Consider the following 21,995-nt stretch of genomic DNA (forward strand, 5'->3'; position numbering starts at 1 on the left):
CTATATGGTAAATTAACTATTCTGGGAATAGGGATATGAATCATCGTTAGTAGCGAACGTATTATATAATAAGGGATTGATATGAGATACGTTATCTTATTAATACTATGGATAATAACTACTTTTCTTAGTCATCTTCAGCACAGCAACCTACTGTCTGGAGATCCTGGCATGGTTGGCGAGTATATCGGTTCAGTATTTCTGGGGCCGTTGTTACTTCCCGTGCTTGTGTCAGGTATTCTGTGCGCATTTATTAAAGAAAAACGTAACTTCGCCAGTTTTACTCGCGGGTGCTGTTGGGTATTGGGAATCCTGCTTTTATCCAAAGTCGGCAATACGTTTCGTATGTTTACCCCGTGGCAATATACCTTTGAGAATGCTGCGATAACCGTGACTATCCCGAACCGACACTGGAATACGGTTTCCATTAGTACTAATAAAACCATTGATATAAGAAGTGAGGATAATAGCGTCTTCATTTCTGCTTTCCGCCTGCCCGCAGGACGTAGCGCCGATGACCCGCTGGAAGCGTTAAAGAAGAAGCAGCGAGACAATCTCAAGGATCAATACAATGAGGAAGCCTTCCAGTTTCATGATTGTAATGCCAAACATTTCACCTGTAAGTATCAGGATGTGTTGATAAATTTTGATGGTCAGCAGAAAAGAACCATCAGTGTTTATCTTGAAGACACCCCCAGGGCTGTGGGGATCATTGCATTAATGGCGCCAGATACGGCAGATAAATATCGCCAACAGGCGATGGAGATTATGCTATCCGCTAAAAATGCAGTGAAGTAAAAAATAAGGCGCCTTGCGGCGCCTCTGCGTGGAAGAGATTAAACCTCTTCCATGCGACCCAGCAGGGCCTGCAGACGTTCCTGCCAGCCGTTCTGCTGTTCTTTCAGATGGTTGTTCTCACGCTCCAGCTCTTCGCGCTGATGCTGGGCATTTTGAACTTCCTGCGACAGTGAGTTGTTTTTTTCTTTCAGCTCTTCGATTTCCATCTGCAACAGAGTGATGGTATCAATCGCCTGCTGTACTTTTGCTTCCAGTTTCTCAAACACTTCTAATGACATTGTCATACCTCTCCTGAATTGCAAGGCGTTGATGGATAAAAATCCTCGTCCCGATTACCGGTGACGCCTTAATAAATACGAGCGCACTTTAGTTAGCTCCGATTGTATGAAGCCGCGCCATCGCTGTCCAGCGGCACGCCTTGCAGATTACGGTTTGCCACACTTTTCATCCTTCTCCTGGTGACATAATCCACGCAAATCGAAAATGTTAATAAATTTGTTGCGCGAATGATCTAACAAACATGCATCATGTACAATCAGATGGAATAAATGGCGCGATAACGCTCATTTTATGACGAAGCACACACATTTTAAGTTCGATATTTCTCGTTTTTGCTCGTTAACGATAAGTTTACAGCATGCCTACAAGCATCGTGGAGGTCCGTGACTTTCACGCATACAACAAACATTAACTCTTCAGGATCCGATTATGAGTCAAACATCAACCTTGAAAGGCCAGTGCATTGCTGAATTCCTCGGTACCGGGTTGTTGATTTTTTTCGGTGTGGGTTGCGTTGCAGCACTAAAAGTCGCTGGTGCGTCTTTTGGTCAGTGGGAAATCAGTGTCATTTGGGGACTGGGGGTGGCAATGGCCATCTACCTGACCGCAGGGGTTTCCGGCGCGCATCTTAACCCCGCTGTTACCATTGCATTGTGGCTGTTTGCCTGTTTCGACAAGCGCAAAGTTATTCCTTTTATCGTTTCACAAGTTGCCGGCGCTTTCTGCGCTGCGGCTTTAGTTTACGGGCTTTACTACAATTTATTTTTCGACTTCGAACAGACTCATCACATTGTTCGCGGCAGCGTTGAAAGTGTTGATCTGGCTGGCACTTTCTCTACTTACCCTAATCCTCATATCAATTTTGTGCAGGCTTTCGCAGTTGAGATGGTGATTACCGCTATTCTGATGGGGCTGATCCTGGCGTTAACGGACGATGGCAACGGTGTACCACGCGGCCCTTTAGCTCCCTTGCTGATTGGTCTACTGATTGCGGTCATTGGCGCATCTATGGGCCCATTGACGGGCTTTGCCATGAACCCAGCGCGTGACTTCGGTCCGAAAGTCTTTGCCTGGCTGGCGGGCTGGGGCAATGTCGCCTTTACCGGCGGCAGAGACATTCCTTACTTCCTGGTGCCGCTTTTTGGCCCTATCGTTGGCGCGATTGTAGGTGCATTTGCCTATCGCAAACTGATTGGTCGCCATTTGCCTTGCGATATCTGTGTTGTGGAAGAAAAGGAGACCACAACTCCTCCAGAACAAAAAGCTTCGCTGTAATATGACTACGGGACAATTAAACATGACTGAAAAAAAATATATCGTTGCGCTCGACCAGGGCACCACCAGCTCCCGCGCGGTCGTAATGGATCACGATGCCAATATCATTAGCGTGTCACAGCGCGAATTTGAGCAAATATACCCAAAACCAGGCTGGGTAGAACACGACCCAATGGAAATCTGGGCCACCCAAAGCTCCACGCTGGTAGAAGTGCTGGCGAAAGCCGATATCAGTTCCGATCAAATTGCAGCTATCGGTATTACGAACCAGCGTGAAACCACTATTGTCTGGGAAAAAGAAACCGGCAAGCCTATCTATAACGCCATTGTCTGGCAGTGCCGTCGTACCGCAGAAATCTGCGAGCATTTAAAACGTGACGGTTTAGAAGATTATATCCGCAGCAATACCGGTCTGGTGATTGACCCGTACTTCTCTGGCACCAAAGTGAAGTGGATCCTCGACCATGTGGAAGGCTCTCGCGAGCGTGCACGTCGTGGTGAATTGCTGTTTGGTACGGTTGATACGTGGCTTATCTGGAAAATGACTCAGGGCCGTGTCCATGTGACCGATTACACCAACGCCTCTCGTACCATGTTGTTCAACATCCATACCCTGGACTGGGACGACAAAATGCTGGAAGTGCTGGATATTCCGCGCGAGATGCTGCCAGAAGTGCGTCGTTCTTCCGAAGTGTACGGTCAGACTAACATTGGCGGCAAAGGCGGCACGCGTATTCCAATCTCCGGGATCGCCGGTGACCAGCAGGCGGCGCTGTTTGGTCAGTTGTGCGTGAAAGAAGGGATGGCAAAGAATACCTACGGCACTGGCTGCTTTATGCTGATGAACACCGGCGAGAAAGCGGTGAAATCAGAAAACGGTCTGCTGACTACCATCGCCTGTGGCCCGAGCGGAGAAGTAAACTATGCGCTGGAAGGTGCGGTGTTTATGGCGGGCGCATCCATTCAGTGGCTGCGCGATGAGATGAAGCTGATTAATGACGCCTACGATTCCGAATATTTCGCCACCAAAGTACAAAATACCAACGGTGTGTATGTGGTTCCGGCCTTTACCGGACTGGGTGCGCCGTACTGGGATCCGTATGCGCGCGGGGCGATTTTCGGTCTGACCCGTGGAGTGAACGCTAACCACATTATACGCGCGACGCTGGAGTCTATTGCTTATCAGACGCGTGACGTACTGGAAGCGATGCAGGCCGATTCTGGCATTCGTCTGCACGCGCTGCGCGTGGACGGCGGCGCAGTGGCAAACAATTTCCTGATGCAGTTCCAGTCCGATATTCTCGGCACGCGCGTTGAACGCCCGGAAGTTCGCGAAGTGACTGCGTTGGGTGCGGCCTATCTTGCCGGTCTGGCGGTAGGCTTCTGGCAGAATCTTGACGAGCTGCAAGAGAAAGCGGTGATTGAGCGCGAGTTCCGTCCTGGCATCGAAACCACCGAGCGTAATTACCGTTACGCTGGCTGGAAAAAAGCGGTCAAACGCGCGATGGCGTGGGAAGAACACGACGAGTAATATCAGGCATCTGAACCAATTGCCTGATACTGATCGCCTGATGCGACGCTTACGCGTCTTATCAGGCCTACGAGCCGATGCCATTTTGTGTAGGCCGGATAAGGCGTTCACGCCGCATCCGGCATGTCGTAGACTCTGAAATCGTGCGGGGGCAACCCCCTCACACATCAATAATCCTGCCCTTCCCCTGTGCTACACTTCGCGCCATTCCTTACTGCTTAGAGTTTGCTATGAGACGAGAACTTGCCATCGAATTTTCCCGCGTCACCGAATCTGCGGCGCTGGCTGGCTACAAATGGTTAGGACGCGGCGATAAAAACACCGCGGACGGCGCGGCGGTTAACGCCATGCGTATTATGCTCAACCAGGTCAACATTGACGGCACCATCGTCATTGGTGAAGGTGAAATCGACGAAGCACCGATGCTCTACATTGGTGAAAAAGTCGGTACCGGTCGCGGTGATGCGGTAGATATTGCTGTTGATCCGATTGAAGGCACGCGCATGACGGCGATGGGCCAGGCTAACGCGCTGGCGGTGCTGGCAGTAGGCGATAAAGGCTGCTTCCTCAACGCGCCAGATATGTATATGGAGAAGCTGATCGTCGGACCGGGAGCCAAAGGCACCATTGATCTGAACCTGCCGCTGGCGGATAACCTGCGCAATGTTGCGGCGGCGCTCGGCAAACCGTTGAGCGAACTGACGGTAACGATTCTGGCAAAACCGCGCCACGATGCCGTTATCGCAGAAATGCAGCAACTCGGCGTGCGCGTATTTGCTATTCCGGATGGCGATGTGGCAGCCTCAATTCTCACCTGTATGCCAGACAGCGAAGTTGACGTGCTGTACGGTATTGGTGGCGCGCCGGAAGGCGTGGTTTCTGCGGCGGTGATCCGCGCATTAGATGGCGACATGAATGGTCGTCTGCTGGCACGTCATGACGTCAAAGGCGACAACGAAGAAAATCGCCGCATTGGCGAGCAGGAGCTGGCGCGCTGCAAAGCGATGGGCATCGAAGCGGGTAAAGTGTTGCGTCTGGGCGATATGGCGCGCAGCGACAACGTCATCTTTTCTGCCACTGGCATCACCAAAGGTGATCTGCTGGAAGGTATTAGCCGCAAAGGCAATATCGCCACCACCGAAACACTGCTGATCCGCGGTAAATCACGCACCATTCGTCGCATTCAATCCATCCACTATCTGGATCGTAAAGACCCGGAAATGCAGGTGCACATTCTCTGAGTGATTTGATCGATTGAGCCTTCCAGTCCTTCGGGACTGGAATTTTTTTGTTCGGAGAACGAAGATAAGGCAAGTCAATCAAAACAGGAGAAAAACATGGCTGATTGGGTAACAGGCAAAGTCACTAAAGTGCAGAACTGGACCGACGCCCTGTTTAGTCTCACCGTTCACGCTCCCGTGCTTCCATTTACTGCCGGGCAATTCACCAAACTAGGCCTTGAAATTGACGGCGAACGCGTCCAGCGTGCCTATTCCTACGTTAACTCTCCTGATAATCCCGATCTGGAGTTTTACCTGGTGACCGTCCCCGATGGAAAATTAAGCCCACGATTAGCGGCACTGAAACCGGGCGATGAAGTACAGGTGGTTAGCGAAGCAGCTGGCTTCTTTGTGCTGGATGAGGTCCCTGACTGCGAAACACTGTGGATGCTGGCAACCGGTACAGCGATTGGCCCTTATTTATCAATTCTGCAACTGGGCAAAGATTTAGATCGCTTCAAAAATCTGGTTCTGGTTCACGCCGCACGTTATGCCGCCGACTTAAGTTATCTGCCACTGATGCAAGAACTGGAAAAACGCTACGAAGGGAAACTGCGCATTCAGACGGTGGTCAGTCGGGAAACGGCGGCGGGTTCGCTCACCGGGCGAATACCGGCGTTAATTGAAAGTGGTGAACTGGAAAGTGCGGTGGGCTTGCCGATGGATAAAGAAACCAGCCATGTGATGCTGTGCGGCAATCCACAGATGGTTCGCGATACGCAACAGTTGCTAAAAGAAACCCGGCAGATGACGAAACATTTACGTCGTCGACCGGGCCATATGACAGCGGAGCATTACTGGTAAGCGGTTACTTATCGATAAACGGCACGATGAGCAGATCCGCTTTCAACTTATTGATCATCCCGCGGTATGCCGGCATCAAACGGTTGATAAATGAGTGGTGATGACCACAGACAAGGAGGTCGCACTGCTCTTGTTGCATAATATCCAGCAGTGTTTCCGGCATTTCCCCACGTTCAATACGCAGTTTTGTCTTCGGCCATTGAATATTTTTCGTCAGTTTATACAGCTTGTTATCCGACTTATTCTTCAACAATTGAAGAATATCCTCTGTTGCAGGGAAGTAGATACCCGGATACAACTCGCTTAAGCCATCATCAATATGAATTAACGTCAGGTGAGCGTCATTATGTCTGGCGAGCTCCAGGGCTTTATTCACCAGTAAGGCATCTTCTTCATTCCCGGAAATTGCCACGCCAATGTGTTTATAAGCCATGTTTAACTCCTTCTAAAGCAACTCCATCAAGCTAACGAACGCAGTGATAACTCAAAAATAATCATCTCGGCCTGGCATGAGAAGGTGAAGGCCGCATCAAGCTCAACTTGCCCCTCCAGATCCTTAATCTTATAGGCCACGCTGGCCCCTTCATCCGCAGAGGATGCAGCGGCGGCAAGCTCTTTCAGTTTAGTCATAAAGGACTCTGCTTCTTCGCGGGTGGCAAAAAAGCGCGAAAACTTACTGGTACAGTTGTCGTTATCAATCACCGTACCGATATCAATCGCACATCCTTTAGTACTGCATTTATCTACGACATCTTTCATAGGGCACCTCTGTATATTCGCCTCTCTGTCGATTACGACTTAAGAATAATGCGCCGTTAAGGGAAGAACAAACAAGTAATGATCTTATGGATTACCATTTTTTTTGATATTGCTTAAGGTGAAGAGATCAGAAGGATTTTCCGGGCATTGTCATTTTCAACGTGGAAATAACAAACCCGGAAAAAAATAGCAGTAAGAGATATATTAAAGGTTAATTACTTGATTTATTGTCGGCTTTATACTTCACATCCTGAGTGTCTTTACCATATTTATTTTCGCCTTGTGTGCCAACAAACGCACCAAGATCGATAAGCATCATCACCAGAATCAACGTCGGGACAAAACGCCCCACCGCCCATTGCCAGACACCAGGTAAAATCGCCCAGTTACCCGCCAGCAGCATCCACGCCACAATCATCAGAAATGCCCATGCGCCGGAACGCCCGCGATCATGCAAGCGCTTAACGGTTACTGCCGCTGTTGGCCAAAGCAAGCACACAAGGCAAAACGCCGCGGTCTGAATATCGAGTAAATTTTTACCCGCCAGTGAGAAAAGCACCAGCATGCCTGCGAACCACAGGCCTATCCAAATCCAGAAATCACGGCGTCCAATACGCCCTTTAAATGAAAATAACCATTGCTGTATGGTCATGTAAGTTCCTTGATGGTTGTCTTTTCCAGGATTCTACCCTTTTGACAAGGGCGACAGATATCGTTTTAATCGGAGCCAGTCATAACAAAAGGTACTGTCAATGAAGCCAGGGTGTACGCTGTTTTTTCTCTTATGTTCTGCATTAACCGTTACAACAGCGGCGCATGCACAAACACCAGATACGGCAACGACCGCGCCTTATCTGCTGGCTGGAGCCCCTACTTTCGATCTCTCCATCAGCCAGTTTCGAGAAGACTTTAACAGCCAGAATCCCAGCCTGCCACTGAACGAATTTCGTGCCATCGACAGCAGTCCCGACAAAGCCAATCTCACTCGTGCTGCAAGTAAAATTAATGAGAACTTGTATGCTTCTACAGCGCTGGAGCGCGGTACCTTAAAAATCAAAAGCATTCAAATGACCTGGCTACCCATCCAGGGGCCAGAGCAAAAAGCCGCGAAAGCGAAAGCTCAGGAATACATGGCAGCGGTGATCCGCACACTCACCCCATTAATGACCAAAACACAAAGCCAGAAAAAACTGCAGTCGCTACTAACGGCGGGGAAAAACAAACGTTATTACACCGAGACCGAAGGTGCACTGCGTTATGTTGTCGCGGACAACGGCGAAAAGGGGCTGACCTTCGCTGTTGAACCGATTAAGCTGGCGCTATCTGAATCGCTTGAAGGGTTGAATAAATGACAAAAAGCAAAGCCTTTGTGCCGATGAATCTCTATACTGTTTCACAGACCTGCTGCCCTGCGGGGCGGCCATCTTCCTTTATTCGCTTATAAGCGTGGAGAATTAAAATGCGACATCCTTTAGTGATGGGTAACTGGAAACTGAACGGCAGCCGCCACATGGTTCACGAGCTGGTTTCTAACCTGCGTAAAGAGCTGGCAGGTGTTGCTGGCTGTGCGGTTGCAATCGCACCACCGGAAATGTACATCGATATGGCGAAGCGCGAAGCTGAAGGCAGCCACATCATGCTGGGTGCGCAAAACGTGGACCTGAACCTGTCCGGCGCATTCACCGGTGAAACCTCTGCCGCTATGCTGAAAGACATCGGCGCACAGTACATCATCATCGGCCACTCTGAACGTCGTACTTACCACAAAGAGTCTGACGAACTGATCGCGAAAAAATTCGCGGTACTGAAAGAGCAGGGTCTGACTCCGGTTCTGTGCATCGGTGAAACCGAAGCTGAAAACGAAGCGGGCAAAACTGAAGAAGTTTGTGCACGTCAGATCGACGCGGTACTGAAAACTCAGGGGGCTGCAGCATTCGAAGGTGCGGTAATCGCTTACGAACCAGTATGGGCAATCGGTACTGGCAAATCGGCAACTCCGGCGCAGGCACAGGCTGTTCACAAATTCATCCGTGACCACATCGCTAAAGTTGACGCTAACATCGCTGAACAAGTGATCATCCAGTACGGCGGCTCTGTAAACGCGTCTAACGCTGCAGAACTGTTTGCTCAGCCAGACATCGACGGCGCGCTGGTTGGCGGTGCTTCTCTGAAAGCTGACGCTTTCGCAGTGATCGTTAAAGCTGCAGAAGCGGCTAAACAGGCTTAAGTCTGACAGGTGCCGGATTTCATATCCGGCACTTAACTCGCCTCAACGCAAAATCTCACATTGATGATCCTGAATCTCCTCGGCTGAAGCACGATTCAGTGTCAGTAGATTTCGTTGTGTCGCCAGCAACACAAACGAATTATCACTCTGCCGCACCATCGCCAGCCCGTAGCTTCCCATATGTTCCCGCGCCTCAGGCACTTCTTCTGCAAGCATCATAAATGGACTGCGTTGTACCAGTTCGCTTTCCGTTACCCGACGCGCCAGATATTCATGCCCGCGCAAGCCACCTGGCAGCGGCAACCAGCGACTGCTGATGTTCGCCAGATTATTATCCAGCTGTTCGCGCACATCAGGACGAATACAAGAGATATGAATATGAAAATGGTTTTGCGTACGCCCGGTGCGAGAGTTGATCGCCAAAGAAACCGCGCGATCGGGAACCGGCTGGCCGTATTTTTTGCTCATAAAATCACGCGCCTGCCAGGCCAACCAAAAAAAGTTAGGCGTAGAAGGATCGGTCAACAAAGGGCTTTCAGTACCGTTAATACGATACGTTGGCATCAACAGATATTGCAGTGGACCATTGAGGTCTTTTAAAACCACATATCCGGCATTGGGTTTGACTTCCGCACATGGCGAAGGATTTTGATTTTGCTGCTGATTGGGTAAACATTCCTCAAGGACAATCTTACGTAATGTATCCGACTCTTCGCCGGTTAATTTCCAGTAACCAATACCAGCAGCCACAACGGCGATAACTATCATCACCAAAAAAAGAAGACCCGCTTTTTTCATCTTTTTTTCCCTGTACCTCAAAGAGATGCAAGGGTAACGCAAAATCGTGACAAATAAAAAACCCGGTCGCGAGAAACCACCGGGTTTGATAATTATCCTGGGGAAATCAGCGTTTGCTGATCTGATCGAACGTACCGCCGTTAGCAAAATGCTCTTTTTGCGCTTTCGTCCAGCCGCCGAACTCTTCATCAATGGTGAATAACTTCAATTTTGGAAACGCATTTTCGTACTTTTTCGCTACCTCAGCGTCGCGCGGACGGTAGTAGTTTTTCGCGGCAATTTCCTGACCTTCTGGCGAGTAGAGATATTTCAGGTAGGCTTCCGCCACCTCTTTAGTACCTTTTTTCTCAACCACTTTATCGACCACCGACACGGTTGGCTCTGCGAGGATAGACTCACTCGGCGTGACGATTTCGAATTTATCTTTCCCCAGTTCATTCGCTGCCAGCAGAGCTTCGTTTTCCCAGGCAATCAGTACATCGCCAATTCCGCGCTCGACAAAAGTGTTAGTGGAGCCGCGCGCGCCAGAATCCAGAACTTCGACGTTTTTATACAGTGCCCGAACAAAATCCTGCGCTTTTGCCTGATCGTTGTTGTTGTGGTGCAGCGCGTAGCCCCAGGCAGCCAGGTAGTTCCAGCGCGCGCCACCAGAGCTTTTCGGATTAGGCGTGATCACCGAAACACCCTGTTTAATCAGATCGTTCCAGTCATGGATCTGCTTCGGATTGCCCTTACGTACCAGGAAAACAATGGTGGAAGTGTACGGTGCGGAGTTATCCGGCAGACGTTTGATCCACTCTTTATCAATCCGCCCGCGTTCCGCAATTGCGTCCACGTCATAGGCCAGAGCCAGAGTGACAACATCAGCTTCAATACCATTGATTACCGACGTCGCTTGTTTGCCTGAACCACCGTGTGACTGACGAATCACCACGTTATCGCCAGTTTGCTGTTTCCAGTGGGCACTGAATGCTTTGTTGTACTGTTCGTACAATTCGCGCGTTGGATCATATGAAACGTTAAGAAGCTGAATATCCTTCGCCAAAACGCTGGTTGCCGCCAGCAAAAATGTTAACCCTACGCCCCACTTGTTCATCGCCCGACTCTCTTATGTTGTGTTGTGATGAGCAAAGCGTGCCAGAAGGTTAACCAAACATTAAAGAATAAAAAAAGATTGGCTATAACTTGCGGGTATATGTTGGGGGATTAAAAAGGCGGAAGAAATCCGCCTCATATTGCTGACAAAGTGCGCTTTGTCCATGCCATATGCGGCGCGAACGCCTTTTACGGCCTACAAAAGTTTGCAAATTCAATAAATTGCAGAATTCATGTAGGCCTGATAAGCGAAGCGCATCAGGCATTTTTGCTTCTGTCATCGGTTTCAGGCTAAAGGAATCTGCCTTTTTCCGAAATCATTAATACAGTTTTTTCGCGCAGTCCAGCCAGTCGCCTTTGAACGGACGCTTCATGTTTTCGATAGCGTCGATGATGTCGTGGTGAACCAGCTGTTCGTTCTGGATACCTACACAACGACCGCCGTAACCTGCCAGCAGCAGTTCAATGGCGTAAGCACCCATACGGGAAGCCAGAATACGGTCGTAAGGCACCGGAGAACCACCGCGCTGAATGTGGCCCAACACAGTTGCACGGGTTTCACGACCAGTTTCTTTCTCGATGAAATGCGCCAGTTCGTCAACATCACACATGTGTTCGGTAATTGCCACAATGGCGTGTTTCTTACCTTTCGCGATACCCGCTTTGATTTCATTTACCAAGTCATCACGGCTGAATTCAACTTCCGGAACCACAACGAATTCACAACCACCGGCGATGGCCGCAGCCAGCGTCAGATCGCCACAGTAACGCCCCATCACTTCCACCACGGAAATACGCTGGTGAGAAGAAGAGGTGTCACGCAGGCGGTCGATCGCTTCTACAACGGTGCTCAGCGCAGTGAAGAAACCGATAGTGTAGTCAGTGCCTTTGATGTCGTTGTCGATAGTGCCCGGCAGGCCGATGCACGGGAAGCCCATTTCGGTCAGACGCATTGCACCCATGTAGGAACCGTCACCGCCGATAACCACCAGCGCGTCGATACCACGTTTTTTCAGGTTTTCGATAGCCACGGCGCGGATGTTCTCGTCGCGGAATTCCGGGAAACGCGCAGAACCGAGGAACGTACCGCCACGGTTGATCATGTCAGACACGCTGTAACGGTCTAGCTGTACCATACGGTCTTCATACAGACCCAGATAGCCGTCATAAATCCCCATTACTTCCAGACCTTCTGTCAGCGCAGAACGAACAACCCCGCGAATTGCGGCGTTCATGCCTGGCGCATCACCGCCGCTTGTCAACACACCGATTTTCTTAATCATGACTACCTCTGAACTTTGGAATGCAAAATGAAATCTGTTGCCGGAAGTCTTCTTGCACATCGAAGTGATCCAACGAATGTGCAAATAGTATAACAATCACTTCCTGCTGAATTGATTCAGGTCAGGCCAAATGGCGGTATTTTATACACAAAATGCGGGTCTGGCTCTCTTTTATACTGATTATGAAAGCATAGACCGTTTACCCTCCCTGGGTACGACGGAACAGGGGTCCTGATGGATAATCACATCCGATCCCGGAAAACGCCGTAAAATAGCCTGCTCTACCTGATCCGCCACCATATGTGCCTGAACCAAAGGCAGAGAGTCTTCCATTTCCAAATGAATCTGAATAAAGCGGGTCGGCCCTGACTGCCGCGTGCGAAGATCGTGAGCGCCGCTAACACCCGGCCAGGAAGTCACGATATCAATAATTTCTTGCCGTTCCTCATCAGGTAATGCGCGATCCAGTAATGACTGTACCGCCTCATATCCCATGCGTAACGCGCTATATAAAATATAGATGCCGATTCCCAATGCAAACAGAGCATCGGCGCGATGCCAGCCGTACCAGGACAACCCCAGCGCCAGCAGAATTGCGCCGTTCATCATAACATCAGACTGGTAATGTAGCATATCAGCCCGCACCGCCTGGCTTTGCGTCCGGCGCACCACCCACCGCTGAAACGAGACAAGGATAATCGTACAAATTAGCGCCACAATTGTCACGATAACCCCGACGCCTGGATCTGTCATCGGTGTTGGAGATACCAGATGTTGAATACCCGTCAAAAACAGGAATAGTGCCGAACCGGAGATAAACATACTTTGCGCCAGCGCCGCGAGGGACTCAGCTTTACCGTGACCAAACGAGTGATTATCGTCGGCAGGTTGCAGGGAATATCGCACCACCAGTAAATTCGTCAACGACGCGCCGATATCCACCAGCGAATCCACCAGCGCGGCGAGAATACTCACCGACCCGGTATACCACCATGCAAAAATTTTAATCAGCAATAGCAGCGAAGCCATCGCCGTTGCAGCAATCGCCGCCCGACTGACCAGCCGTCCATAAGATTGATTCATAAATACTCCCGCTATCAACTGACGGTAGTATAACGGAAGCAAATCATCTGCAATGCATTAAGCAGTAGGCAAATTGAGGATAAAAAAAACCCCCACATCATGTGGGGGAAGACAGGGATGGTGTCTATGGCAAGGAAAACAGGGTTTACTACTGGGAACGTGAGTTGCTACTACTCAATAGCTTCAACGATGAACTTTTTTGCCATTGCGTCACGTCGCGCAACTGCTCCATTCGTTGTTGATGTTTCTCGTTTAAAACCGCTTGCTGCTCCGGCGTTAACAGGCGATACATTTGGTTGCGGACTTTTGCCATCTCAACCTGACGAGCAATTTGCTCATTCGCCATTTTTTCTGCCTGTGCGCGCACAGCGTTTTCATCAAAATTTTCTGCGGTGACAAGGCGATGCATTGTCTCCAGTTCGCTAACATTAACAGGAGGCTGTTCGTGCCGGGCCTGTTGCATAAGATCTCGCATCTGCTGACGCTGATGTTCGGTTAAACTTATGCCGTCGAACATATGGCTCTGCGTACTGCGCTGCGTAAGTTCTTCACCCGGATGCCAGTTATCGCCTGAACCGACTTCAGCAGCGTGGCTTAATGAACTGACTGCCAGCGTTGAGGCCATGACGGCAGCGGTAACTATGCGCATCATTTGCTCCCAAAATCTTTCTGTCGCGATTCAACGATAGAGAGTTTACGATTCAGGCTGCAAACATGCGTCAGGGGGTGTAAAACAACGTAAAGTCATGGATTAGCGACGTCTGATGACGTAATTTCTGCCTCGGAGGTATTTAAACAATGAATAAAATCCTGTTAGTTGATGATGACCGAGAGCTGACTTCCCTGTTAAAGGAGCTGCTCGAGATGGAAGGCTTCAACGTGATTGTTGCCCACGATGGGGAGCAGGCGCTTGATCTTCTGGACGACAGCATTGATTTACTTTTGCTTGATGTCATGATGCCGAAGAAAAATGGTATCGACACATTAAAAGCACTTCGCCAGACACACCAGACGCCTGTCATTATGTTGACGGCGCGCGGCAGTGAACTTGATCGCGTTCTCGGCCTTGAGCTGGGCGCAGATGACTATCTCCCGAAACCGTTTAATGATCGTGAGCTGGTGGCACGTATTCGCGCGATCCTGCGCCGTTCGCACTGGAGCGAGCAACAGCAAAACAACGACAACGGTTCACCGACACTGGAAGTTGATGCCTTGGTGCTGAATCCAGGCCGTCAGGAAGCCAGCTTCGACGGGCAAACGCTGGAGTTAACCGGCACTGAGTTTACCCTGCTCTATTTGCTGGCACAGCATCTGGGTCAGGTGGTTTCCCGTGAGCATTTAAGCCAGGAAGTGCTGGGCAAACGCCTGACGCCTTTCGACCGCGCTATCGATATGCACATTTCCAACCTGCGTCGTAAACTGCCGGATCGTAAAGATGGTCACCCGTGGTTTAAAACCTTGCGTGGTCGCGGCTATCTGATGGTTTCTGCTTCATGACAGGCAGCTTAACCGCGCGCATCTTCGCCATCTTCTGGCTGACGCTGGCGCTGGTGTTGATGTTGGTTTTGATGTTACCCAAGCTCGATTCACGCCAGATGACCGAGCTTCTGGATAGCGAACAGCGTCAGGGGCTGATGATTGAGCAGCATGTCGAAGCAGAACTGGCGAACGATCCGCCCAACGATTTAATGTGGTGGCGGCGTCTGTTCCGGGCGATTGATAAGTGGGCACCGCCAGGACAGCGTTTGTTATTGGTGACCACCGAGGGCCGCGTGATCGGCGCTGAACGCAGCGAAATGCAGATCATTCGTAACTTTATTGGTCAGGCCGATAACGCCGATCATCCGCAGAAGAAAAAGTATGGCCGCGTGGAACTGGTCGGTCCGTTCTCCGTGCGTGATGGCGAAGATAATTACCAACTGTATCTGATTCGTCCAGCCAGCAGTTCTCAATCCGATTTCATTAACTTACTGTTTGACCGCCCGCTATTACTGCTGATTGTGACTATGTTGGTCAGTACACCGTTGCTGTTGTGGTTGGCCTGGAGTCTGGCAAAACCGGCGCGTAAGCTGAAAAACGCTGCCGATGAAGTTGCCCAGGGGAACTTACGCCAGCACCCGGAACTTGAAGCGGGGCCACAGGAATTCCTTGCCGCCGGTGCCAGTTTTAACCAGATGGTCACCGCGCTGGAGCGCATGATGACCTCTCAGCAGCGTCTGCTTTCTGATATCTCTCACGAACTGCGCACGCCACTGACGCGCCTGCAACTGGGTACGGCGTTATTGCGCCGTCGTAGCGGTGAAAGCAAGGAACTGGAGCGTATTGAAACTGAAGCGCAACGTCTGGACAGCATGATCAACGATCTGTTGGTGATGTCACGTAATCAGCAGAAAAATGCGCTGGTTAGCGAGACCATCAAAGCCAACCAGTTGTGGAGTGAAGTGCTGGATAACGCGGCGTTCGAAGCCGAGCAAATGGGCAAGTCGTTGACAGTTAACTTCCCACCTGGGCCGTGGCCGCTGTACGGCAACCCGAACGCCCTGGAAAGTGCGCTGGAAAACATTGTTCGTAATGCTCTGCGTTATTCCCATACGAAGATTGAAGTGGGCTTTGCGGTAGATAAAGACGGTATCACCATTACGGTGGACGACGATGGTCCTGGCGTTAGCCCGGAAGATCGCGAGCAGATTTTCCGTCCGTTCTATCGCACCGATGAAGCGCGCGATCGTGAATCTGGCGGTACAGGTTTGGGGCTGGCGATTGTTGAAACCGCCATCCAGCAGCATCGTGGCTGGGTTAAAGCGGAAGACAGCCCGCTGGGCGGTTTACGACTGGTGATTTGGTTGCCGCTGTATAAGCGGAGTTAAACTCCGCATTTGTAGGCAGGATAAGGCGTTTACGCCGCATCCGGCGTTTGAGCAGAATGCCTGATGCGACGCTGATAGCGTCTTATCAGGCCTACTCTCCGGGGGTTATTTTCCCCACAACCGCCGTGAAAAATCTTCGATTTTGCCGCTCAGTCGGCGTTTCTGCATCGTTCGCGTCCAGCTTTTCGATAGTCCGGCTGCGGAAAGCAAACGGTGATACTGCTCATCATCAAACGGCATATGCCATGCGATGGCGGCAGCCTCCTGCACGGTCACATCACTGACACGGGAAACCAACTCCAGCGGCGCATCAGCAGATACCAACCCTGGCGCAATCACGCTATACAACCACCCCACTTTACCCGTGTTTTGCATCAACTGCGCTATGTCGCTGATATCAAAATGGTAATTGAGTTTATAGCAAGGGGAGCGTGGCTGGCTGACCTGAATTAATGCCTCTCCCCAGCGGAAAATATCGCCAATATAAACATTACTTTCCGTCAGACCGTCGGTTGAGAGATTTTCGCCAAACGCAGGCGCAACAAACAACTCCGCCTGTTCCGGAAATTCCCGCGCCCAGTAGAGATAGTGCTCACGAGGATAATGACACAGCGCTCTGTCTGGCCCGCCGTGAACCTTCTTCTCCGCCTGCTCGTCACCTTCCAGCCCCAGCTCCGTCAGCATCAACTCACCATCAACCTGGATTTTGGCAATTGCGCTGGGTTTGCCTTCGGGATAAGCCTGAATCTTGCCCGTGTATACATCAACCGGATATCGCATCTGTTCCCTCTCCACGAGAAATTTCCCCATTAGACCATATTTATTTTATGTCAGGCGTGCTGTTTTCGCGGTATGTATCCAGGCAGGAGCTCAATAGCAAACCGGACGAACGTTAGTTCATCCGGCTGTGGGGATTAAGGAAGCAGGTTTATTTTACCGTGCCTAAAATTTCGATTTTCGCCACTCTGGCTTTGACTTTACGTGACCAGATAGAGGTAAGAATTGGCACCAGAATCGAAGTCACAATGACCGCCGTCGCGACCAGCGAAGTTGCTGCCGGAGCCATCGGTTTAAACGCAGGCACCATTTCAGCAATCAGCACAGGTGTCGCTACCGCGGCCCCTGCGGAACTGGAAGCGGCAATTCCGGCAGTGCCATCGCCACCGCCAATCAATTTATCGGCGATAATCAACGGAATACCGGTCACGATAATTACTGCCACACCCAACAGGATCCCCAGCAAACCTGTCTGGGCAATTACAGTCAAATCAATGGTATTGCCCAGCGCGAAGGCAAAGAATGGAATCAGCGTCTGCACCGCTTTGCTGAAAAATTCTCGTAATTCAGGGTCAAGGTTCCCAAGGGCAAAGCCCACCAGGAACGGTAATACTGCGCCGACGAAAACATGCGGTTCAAACGAGGCAATCCCGGCAGTGCCCAGAATAATCATCGTCATGAGCGGCCCGGACTCCAATGACATCAACACAAATGCCCCAGCTTCTTCTTTCGTACCGTACTGCTGCATGATGGAAGCGTAAAGTCCGCCGTTGGTCATATCCATCGCCGCCACCAGCGCCAGCGTTGAAAGTCCGGCAAAGAATCCAACTTCAACACCATGTTCCGGAATAATGCGCGAGGCAATTGCCGCAACCACCCACGCGACGGCAATTTTTGTTACCACCAGCGTACCGGATTTACGCAATACCGTTCCCGTCGCGCTTAATTTTATTGACGCCCCCATGCAAAAAAACCACACCGCCAGAATGGGCACCGTACCGGTAATCATCCCGTTGGTGAATGATCCAAAATATTTCCCCGCCCCCGGCGAGAAGGTGTGGCACAGTGCGCCAAGGAATAGCGGGACGAGCATCATCCCCCCCGGGATTTTTTCAATCGAGCGTTTTATCTGCATTTCCATCACCTGTCGGCATATTTTTAAGGGCTGATGCGTAATTCCTCAACGGAGCATCAGTGTTGATGAAAACGAAGATAGACATTCATTTAATCAATAAAAGTGATCAAAACCACATCAATTGAAACACTGTTTTATTTTTATCGGATCATTGTTTTTATTTTGAAATTGATCACAAAAAAACCACCGCCGTTGGCGATGGTTCATTTTTTAAGCTGATATGCGGCGTAAACGCCTCATTGCAGCAGGCGGCAAATGATTATTTTTTCGCCGCGAAACGTGCCGCTGCTTCATCCCAGTTCACCACGTTCCAGAACTCTTTGATGTAGTCAGGACGGCGGTTCTGGAATTTCAGGTAGTAAGCATGTTCCCACACATCCAGGCCCAGAATCGGGAAGCCGGAAGCGCCAGAAATAGCTTCACCCATCAGCGGGGAGTCCTGGTTAGCAGTAGAAACCACCGCCAGTTTATCGCCTTTCAGCACCAGCCATGCCCAGCCGGAACCAAAGCGGGAAGCTGCCGCTTTCTCAAATTCTGCTTTGAAGTTATCAACGGAGCCGAAGTCACGTTCGATAGCCGCTTTCAGGTCACCCTGTAAGGTGGTGCCTTTTTTCAGACCTTTCCAGAACAGGCTGTGGTTAGCGTGACCGCCAGCGTTGTTGCGCAGTACGGTTTTCTTGTCTGCTGGCAGCTGGTCCAGTTTGGTGATCAGCTCTTCAACCGGCAGGTTGGCAAATTCTGGCAGGCTTTCCAGCGCCGCGTTGGCGTTGTTGACGTAGGTCTGATGGTGTTTGGTGTGGTGGATTTCCATGGTCTGCTTATCGAAGTGCGGTTCCAGGGCATCGTAAGCATACGACAGGGATGGCAGGGTATAGCTCATATTCATCTCCAGTATTGTCGGGCGGCCGATTGTTAATGCCGCGTAAGCAGTTGGTTCATTATAGTTAATTAAATGATATTGAAAATGATTATCAATGCCGTACTTTTCGTAAGGGTATGGTTTTGCAGGAAAATGCCCGAGATGTGAAGCAAATCACCCACTTAATGCCGTGATTGCCAGTAAATCGACAACGGCGGCAACAGGCGAAAGGTTAATCGACAGCACGATTTTTACACTCATCTCGTCGGAGATGTGACGCGACGAAAAATGATGAGGATAAGAAGATGAGTAACGCGATTACGATGGGGATATTTTGGCATTTGATCGGCGCGGCCAGTGCAGCCTGTTTTTACGCGCCGTTCAAAAAAGTAAAAAAATGGTCATGGGAAACCATGTGGTCAGTCGGTGGGATTGTTTCGTGGATTATTCTGCCGTGGGCCATCAGCGCCCTGTTACTACCGAATTTCTGGGCGTATTACAGCTCGTTTAGTCTCTCTACGCTGCTGCCTGTTTTTCTGTTCGGCGCTATGTGGGGGATCGGTAATATCAACTACGGCCTGACCATGCGTTATCTCGGCATGTCGATGGGAATTGGTATCGCCATTGGCATTACGTTGATTGTCGGTACGCTGATGACGCCAATTATCAACGGCAATTTCGATGTTCTGATTAATACCGAAGGCGGACGCATGACGTTGCTCGGCGTTCTGGTGGCGCTGATTGGCGTAGGGATTGTAACTCGCGCCGGACAGTTGAAAGAGCGCAAGATGGGCATAAAAGCCGAAGAGTTCAACCTGAAAAAAGGGCTGGTGCTGGCGGTGATGTGCGGCATTTTCTCTGCCGGGATGTCCTTTGCGATGAACGCCGCAAAACCGATGCATGAAGCAGCTGCCGCACTGGGCGTCGATCCACTGTATGTCGCTCTGCCAAGCTATGTTGTCATCATGGGAGGCGGCGCGATCATCAACCTCGGTTTCTGCTTCATTCGTCTGGCAAAAGTGAAGGATTTGTCGCTAAAAGCCGACTTTTCGCTGGCAAAACCGCTGATCATTCACAACGTGTTACTCTCGGCACTGGGCGGTTTGATGTGGTATCTGCAATTCTTTTTCTATGCCTGGGGCCACGCCCGCGTTCCGGCGCAGTATGACTACATCAGCTGGATGCTGCATATGAGCTTCTATGTATTGTGCGGCGGTATCGTCGGGCTGGTGCTGAAAGAGTGGAACAATGCAGGTCGCCGTCCGGTAACGGTGTTGAGCCTCGGTTGTGTGGTGATTATTGTCGCCGCCAACATCGTCGGCATGGGCATGGCGAATTAATCTTTCTGCGAATTGAGATGACGCCACTGGCTGGGCGTCATCCCGGTTTCCCGGGTAAACACCACCGAAAAATAGTTACTATCTTCAAAGCCACATTCGGTTGAAATATCACTGATTAACAGGCGGCTATGCTGGAGAAGATATTGCGCATGACACACTCTGACCTGCCGCAGATATTGATTGATGGTCATTCCAGTCTGCTGGCGAAATTGCTGACGCAAAACGCGCTCACTGCACGATGCCTCATCACAAAATTCATCCAGCGCAAAGGGACTTTTCAGGCTGGCCGCCAGCCGGGTAATCAGCTTATCCAGCAACGTTTCGCTGGATGTTGGCGGCAACGAATCACTGGTGTAACGATGGCGATTCAGCAACATCACCAACTGCCCGAACAGCAACTCTGCCATTTCGTTAGCAAACGGCACATGCTGACTACTTTCATGCTCAAGCTGACCGATAATCTGCCGCGCCTGTGCCATCCCCATGCTACCTAAGCGCCAGTGTGGTTGCCCTGCGCTGGCGCTAAATCCCGGAATCGCCCCCTGCCAGTCAAGATTCAGCTTCAGCCGCTCCGGGCAATAAATAATATTCTGCAAAACCAGATCGTTAACGGAAGCGTAGGAGTGTTTATCGTCAGCATGAATGTAAAAGAGATCGCCACGGGTAATGCGATAAGGGCGATCGTTGAGTACATGCAGACCATTACCGCGCCAGACAATTACCAGCTCACAAAAATCATGTGTATGTTCAGCAAAGACATCTTGCGGATAACGGTCAGCCACAGCGACTGCCTGCTGGTCGCTGGCAAAAAAATCATCTTTGAGAAGTTTTAACTGATGCGCCACCGTGGCTACCTCGGCCAGAGAACGAAGTTGATTATTCGCAATATGGCGTACAAATACGTTGAGAAGATTCGCGTTATTGCAGAAAGCCATCCCGTCCCTGGCGAATATCACGAGGTGACCAGTTAAACTCTCGGCGAAAAAGCGTCGAAAAGTGGTTACTGTCACTAAATCCGCAGCGATAGGCGATGTCGGTAACGCTGGCCTCGCTGTGGCGTAGCAGATGTCGGGCTTTCATCAGTCGCAGGCGGTTCAGGTAACGCTGAGGCGTCAGTCCCGTTTTCTGCTTAAGCTGCCGATGTAGCGTACGCAGCGAAAGAGAAAATTGATCCGCCACGGCATCCCAATTTACCTCATCGGCAAAATGGTCCTCCAGCCAGGCCAGAAGCAAGTTGAGACGTGATGCGCTGTTTTCCAGGTTCTCCTGCAAACTGCTTTTACGCAGCAAGAGCAGTAATTGCATAAACAAGATCTCGCGACTGGCGGTCGAGGGTAAATCATTTTCCCCTTCCTGCTGTTCCATCTGTGCAACCAGCTGTCGCACCTGCTGCAACACGCTGTGGTTAACGCGCCAGTGAGACGGATACTGCCCATCCTGCTCTTGTGGCAGCAACTGATTCAGCCCGGCGAGAAACTGAAATCGATCCGGCGAGCGATACAGCACATTGGTCAGACACAGATTATCGGTATGTTCATACAGATGCCGATCATGATCGCGTACGAAACAGACAGTCCCACCGGTGATGGTATAGGGCTGCCCATTAAACACATGAATACCCGTGCCATGTTCGACAATCACAATTTCATGAAAATCATGATGATGTTCAGGAAAATCCGCCTGCGGGAGCCGGGGTTCTATCGCCACGGACGCGTTACCAGACGGAAAAAAATCCACACTATGTAATACGGTCATACTGGCCTCCTGATGTCGTCAACACGGCGAAATAGTAATCACGAGGTCAG

Annotated in this window: 24 protein-coding genes; 10 read left to right on the top strand and 14 right to left on the bottom strand. The window is 50.5% G+C overall.

Annotation, left to right across the window (positions count from 1 at the left end):
- Positions 1-171 precede the first annotated feature (171 nt).
- A complete protein-coding gene (locus HEN33_RS11135) occupies positions 172-798 on the top strand; it encodes a hypothetical protein (RefSeq protein ID WP_176263514.1) in 627 nt (208 codons plus the stop codon).
- A gap of 38 nt (positions 799-836) precedes the next feature.
- Here HEN33_RS11135 and zapB read toward each other — a convergent pair whose 3' ends face one another.
- A complete protein-coding gene (gene zapB / locus HEN33_RS11140; RefSeq protein WP_001296623.1) occupies positions 837-1,082 on the bottom strand; it encodes a septal ring assembly protein ZapB in 246 nt (81 codons plus the stop codon).
- Between the two features lie 424 nt (positions 1,083-1,506).
- Here zapB and glpF point away from each other — a divergent pair, with 424 nt between their 5' ends.
- The 4 genes from glpF (at position 1,507) to fpr (ending at position 5,967) form a co-directional block, all read left to right on the top strand.
- Positions 1,507-2,352 (top strand): glycerol uptake facilitator protein GlpF, encoded by an 846-nt coding sequence (glpF, locus tag HEN33_RS11145; RefSeq protein WP_000084267.1) that lies wholly within the window; start codon positions 1,507-1,509, stop codon positions 2,350-2,352.
- Positions 2,353-2,374: 22 nt separating this feature from the next.
- The gene (glpK, locus tag HEN33_RS11150) at positions 2,375-3,883 is read left to right on the top strand and encodes a glycerol kinase GlpK (protein ID WP_032185630.1); all 1,509 of its coding nucleotides are present in this window, start codon (positions 2,375-2,377) and stop codon (positions 3,881-3,883) included.
- Between the two features lie 230 nt (positions 3,884-4,113).
- Positions 4,114-5,124 carry a class II fructose-bisphosphatase gene (glpX, locus tag HEN33_RS11155; RefSeq protein WP_001250644.1) on the top strand — a complete coding sequence of 337 codons (1,011 nt, stop codon included), beginning with the start codon at positions 4,114-4,116 and terminating at the stop codon, positions 5,122-5,124.
- 96 nt (positions 5,125-5,220) lie between these two features.
- Positions 5,221-5,967, top strand: a complete 747-nt coding sequence (fpr, locus tag HEN33_RS11160; RefSeq protein WP_000796321.1) for a ferredoxin--NADP(+) reductase — start codon at positions 5,221-5,223, stop codon at positions 5,965-5,967.
- Between the two features lie 4 nt (positions 5,968-5,971).
- On the opposite strand, the gene uspD is transcribed toward fpr, so the two are convergent.
- The 3 genes from uspD to HEN33_RS11175 all read right to left on the bottom strand — a co-directional run bounded on the left by uspD (position 5,972) and on the right by HEN33_RS11175 (position 7,378).
- Positions 5,972-6,400 (bottom strand): universal stress protein UspD, encoded by a 429-nt coding sequence (uspD, locus tag HEN33_RS11165; RefSeq protein ID WP_000323553.1) that lies wholly within the window; start codon positions 6,398-6,400, stop codon positions 5,972-5,974.
- 26 nt (positions 6,401-6,426) lie between these two features.
- A complete protein-coding gene (locus HEN33_RS11170) occupies positions 6,427-6,726 on the bottom strand; it encodes a DUF406 domain-containing protein (RefSeq protein ID WP_000655986.1) in 300 nt (99 codons plus the stop codon).
- A 211-nt stretch (positions 6,727-6,937) separates the two neighbouring features.
- Entirely contained in the window at positions 6,938-7,378 is a 441-nt protein-coding gene (locus HEN33_RS11175) for a DUF805 domain-containing protein (protein ID WP_000155257.1), read from the bottom strand.
- A gap of 100 nt (positions 7,379-7,478) precedes the next feature.
- Between HEN33_RS11175 and HEN33_RS11180 the strand changes: the two genes are divergently transcribed.
- Complete coding sequence (locus HEN33_RS11180; RefSeq protein ID WP_000802214.1) at positions 7,479-8,078, top strand: YiiQ family protein; 600 nt, start codon at positions 7,479-7,481, stop codon at positions 8,076-8,078.
- Positions 8,079-8,185: 107 nt separating this feature from the next.
- Entirely contained in the window at positions 8,186-8,953 is a 768-nt protein-coding gene (gene tpiA / locus HEN33_RS11185; RefSeq protein ID WP_001216325.1) for a triose-phosphate isomerase, read from the top strand.
- 42 nt (positions 8,954-8,995) lie between these two features.
- Here the strand turns inward: tpiA and cdh are convergent, their stop codons facing one another.
- The 5 genes from cdh to cpxP all read right to left on the bottom strand — a co-directional run bounded on the left by cdh (position 8,996) and on the right by cpxP (position 13,861).
- Positions 8,996-9,751 (bottom strand): CDP-diacylglycerol diphosphatase, encoded by a 756-nt coding sequence (gene cdh / locus HEN33_RS11190; protein ID WP_000708998.1) that lies wholly within the window; start codon positions 9,749-9,751, stop codon positions 8,996-8,998.
- 106 nt (positions 9,752-9,857) lie between these two features.
- The gene (gene sbp / locus HEN33_RS11195) at positions 9,858-10,847 is read right to left on the bottom strand and encodes a sulfate/thiosulfate ABC transporter substrate-binding protein Sbp (RefSeq protein WP_176263515.1); all 990 of its coding nucleotides are present in this window, start codon (positions 10,845-10,847) and stop codon (positions 9,858-9,860) included.
- A 319-nt stretch (positions 10,848-11,166) separates the two neighbouring features.
- Positions 11,167-12,129: a 6-phosphofructokinase gene (gene pfkA / locus HEN33_RS11200; protein WP_001355350.1), complete on the bottom strand. Its 963-nt coding sequence runs from the start codon at positions 12,127-12,129 to the stop codon at positions 11,167-11,169.
- A gap of 180 nt (positions 12,130-12,309) precedes the next feature.
- Positions 12,310-13,212 (bottom strand): CDF family cation-efflux transporter FieF, encoded by a 903-nt coding sequence (gene fieF / locus HEN33_RS11205; protein ID WP_001076748.1) that lies wholly within the window; start codon positions 13,210-13,212, stop codon positions 12,310-12,312.
- 148 nt (positions 13,213-13,360) lie between these two features.
- Complete coding sequence (cpxP, locus tag HEN33_RS11210) at positions 13,361-13,861, bottom strand: cell-envelope stress modulator CpxP (RefSeq protein ID WP_001223800.1); 501 nt, start codon at positions 13,859-13,861, stop codon at positions 13,361-13,363.
- 149 nt (positions 13,862-14,010) lie between these two features.
- Here cpxP and cpxR point away from each other — a divergent pair, with 149 nt between their 5' ends.
- Positions 14,011-14,709, top strand: coding sequence for an envelope stress response regulator transcription factor CpxR (gene cpxR / locus HEN33_RS11215; protein ID WP_001033722.1), 699 nt, complete (start codon positions 14,011-14,013; stop codon positions 14,707-14,709).
- The gene (gene cpxA / locus HEN33_RS11220; protein WP_176263516.1) at positions 14,706-16,079 is read left to right on the top strand and encodes an envelope stress sensor histidine kinase CpxA; all 1,374 of its coding nucleotides are present in this window, start codon (positions 14,706-14,708) and stop codon (positions 16,077-16,079) included. The genes cpxR and cpxA overlap by 4 nt, the downstream gene beginning before the upstream one ends.
- 105 nt (positions 16,080-16,184) lie before the next feature.
- On the opposite strand, the gene yiiM is transcribed toward cpxA, so the two are convergent.
- The 3 genes from yiiM to sodA form a co-directional block, all read right to left on the bottom strand.
- The gene (yiiM, locus tag HEN33_RS11225; protein ID WP_001270252.1) at positions 16,185-16,859 is read right to left on the bottom strand and encodes a 6-hydroxyaminopurine reductase; all 675 of its coding nucleotides are present in this window, start codon (positions 16,857-16,859) and stop codon (positions 16,185-16,187) included.
- Positions 16,860-17,007: 148 nt separating this feature from the next.
- Positions 17,008-17,991: a 2-keto-3-deoxygluconate transporter gene (gene kdgT, locus HEN33_RS11230; protein WP_001166064.1), complete on the bottom strand. Its 984-nt coding sequence runs from the start codon at positions 17,989-17,991 to the stop codon at positions 17,008-17,010.
- A 259-nt stretch (positions 17,992-18,250) separates the two neighbouring features.
- Positions 18,251-18,871, bottom strand: a complete 621-nt coding sequence (sodA, locus tag HEN33_RS11235; protein WP_176263517.1) for a superoxide dismutase [Mn] — start codon at positions 18,869-18,871, stop codon at positions 18,251-18,253.
- Positions 18,872-19,155: 284 nt separating this feature from the next.
- Between sodA and rhaT the strand changes: the two genes are divergently transcribed.
- On the top strand, positions 19,156-20,190 hold the full coding sequence (gene rhaT / locus HEN33_RS11240) for an L-rhamnose/proton symporter RhaT (RefSeq protein ID WP_088542128.1): 1,035 nt from the start codon (positions 19,156-19,158) through the stop codon (positions 20,188-20,190).
- Here the strand turns inward: rhaT and rhaR are convergent.
- Positions 20,187-21,035: an HTH-type transcriptional activator RhaR gene (rhaR, locus tag HEN33_RS11245; protein WP_024211942.1), complete on the bottom strand. Its 849-nt coding sequence runs from the start codon at positions 21,033-21,035 to the stop codon at positions 20,187-20,189. The two genes, rhaT and rhaR, sit on opposite strands and share 4 nt — an antisense overlap.
- 73 nt (positions 21,036-21,108) lie before the next feature.
- Positions 21,109-21,945, bottom strand: coding sequence for an HTH-type transcriptional activator RhaS (gene rhaS / locus HEN33_RS11250; RefSeq protein WP_000217153.1), 837 nt, complete (start codon positions 21,943-21,945; stop codon positions 21,109-21,111).
- Positions 21,946-21,995: the final 50 nt, after the last annotated feature.

The sequence above is a fragment of the Escherichia sp. 94.0001 genome (genome assembly GCF_013369155.2).
Taxonomy (GTDB): domain Bacteria; phylum Pseudomonadota; class Gammaproteobacteria; order Enterobacterales; family Enterobacteriaceae; genus Escherichia; species Escherichia coli_F.

Bases quoted from the DNA above. Each gene is read 5' to 3' on its own strand.
- pfkA (WP_001355350.1), bottom strand. From the start codon at position 12,129: ATGATTAAGAAAATCGGTGTGTTGACAAGCGGCGGTGATGCGCCAGGC.
- glpK (WP_032185630.1), top strand. From the start codon at position 2,375: ATGACTGAAAAAAAATATATCGTTGCGCTCGACCAGGGCACCACCAGC.
- fieF (WP_001076748.1), bottom strand. From the start codon at position 13,212: ATGAATCAATCTTATGGACGGCTGGTCAGTCGGGCGGCGATTGCTGCA.
- HEN33_RS11180 (WP_000802214.1), top strand. From the start codon at position 7,479: ATGAAGCCAGGGTGTACGCTGTTTTTTCTCTTATGTTCTGCATTAACC.
- HEN33_RS11175 (WP_000155257.1), bottom strand. From the start codon at position 7,378: ATGACCATACAGCAATGGTTATTTTCATTTAAAGGGCGTATTGGACGC.
- sbp (WP_176263515.1), bottom strand. From the start codon at position 10,847: ATGAACAAGTGGGGCGTAGGGTTAACATTTTTGCTGGCGGCAACCAGC.
- uspD (WP_000323553.1), bottom strand. From the start codon at position 6,400: ATGGCTTATAAACACATTGGCGTGGCAATTTCCGGGAATGAAGAAGAT.
- cpxP (WP_001223800.1), bottom strand. From the start codon at position 13,861: ATGCGCATAGTTACCGCTGCCGTCATGGCCTCAACGCTGGCAGTCAGT.
- rhaT (WP_088542128.1), top strand. From the start codon at position 19,156: ATGAGTAACGCGATTACGATGGGGATATTTTGGCATTTGATCGGCGCG.
- sodA (WP_176263517.1), bottom strand. From the start codon at position 18,871: ATGAGCTATACCCTGCCATCCCTGTCGTATGCTTACGATGCCCTGGAA.
- cdh (WP_000708998.1), bottom strand. From the start codon at position 9,751: ATGAAAAAAGCGGGTCTTCTTTTTTTGGTGATGATAGTTATCGCCGTT.
- yiiM (WP_001270252.1), bottom strand. From the start codon at position 16,859: ATGCGATATCCGGTTGATGTATACACGGGCAAGATTCAGGCTTATCCC.
- cpxR (WP_001033722.1), top strand. From the start codon at position 14,011: ATGAATAAAATCCTGTTAGTTGATGATGACCGAGAGCTGACTTCCCTG.
- glpF (WP_000084267.1), top strand. From the start codon at position 1,507: ATGAGTCAAACATCAACCTTGAAAGGCCAGTGCATTGCTGAATTCCTC.
- zapB (WP_001296623.1), bottom strand. From the start codon at position 1,082: ATGACAATGTCATTAGAAGTGTTTGAGAAACTGGAAGCAAAAGTACAG.
- cpxA (WP_176263516.1), top strand. From the start codon at position 14,706: ATGACAGGCAGCTTAACCGCGCGCATCTTCGCCATCTTCTGGCTGACG.
- HEN33_RS11135 (WP_176263514.1), top strand. From the start codon at position 172: ATGGTTGGCGAGTATATCGGTTCAGTATTTCTGGGGCCGTTGTTACTT.
- tpiA (WP_001216325.1), top strand. From the start codon at position 8,186: ATGCGACATCCTTTAGTGATGGGTAACTGGAAACTGAACGGCAGCCGC.
- HEN33_RS11170 (WP_000655986.1), bottom strand. From the start codon at position 6,726: ATGAAAGATGTCGTAGATAAATGCAGTACTAAAGGATGTGCGATTGAT.
- kdgT (WP_001166064.1), bottom strand. From the start codon at position 17,991: ATGCAGATAAAACGCTCGATTGAAAAAATCCCGGGGGGGATGATGCTC.
- glpX (WP_001250644.1), top strand. From the start codon at position 4,114: ATGAGACGAGAACTTGCCATCGAATTTTCCCGCGTCACCGAATCTGCG.
- fpr (WP_000796321.1), top strand. From the start codon at position 5,221: ATGGCTGATTGGGTAACAGGCAAAGTCACTAAAGTGCAGAACTGGACC.
- rhaS (WP_000217153.1), bottom strand. From the start codon at position 21,945: ATGACCGTATTACATAGTGTGGATTTTTTTCCGTCTGGTAACGCGTCC.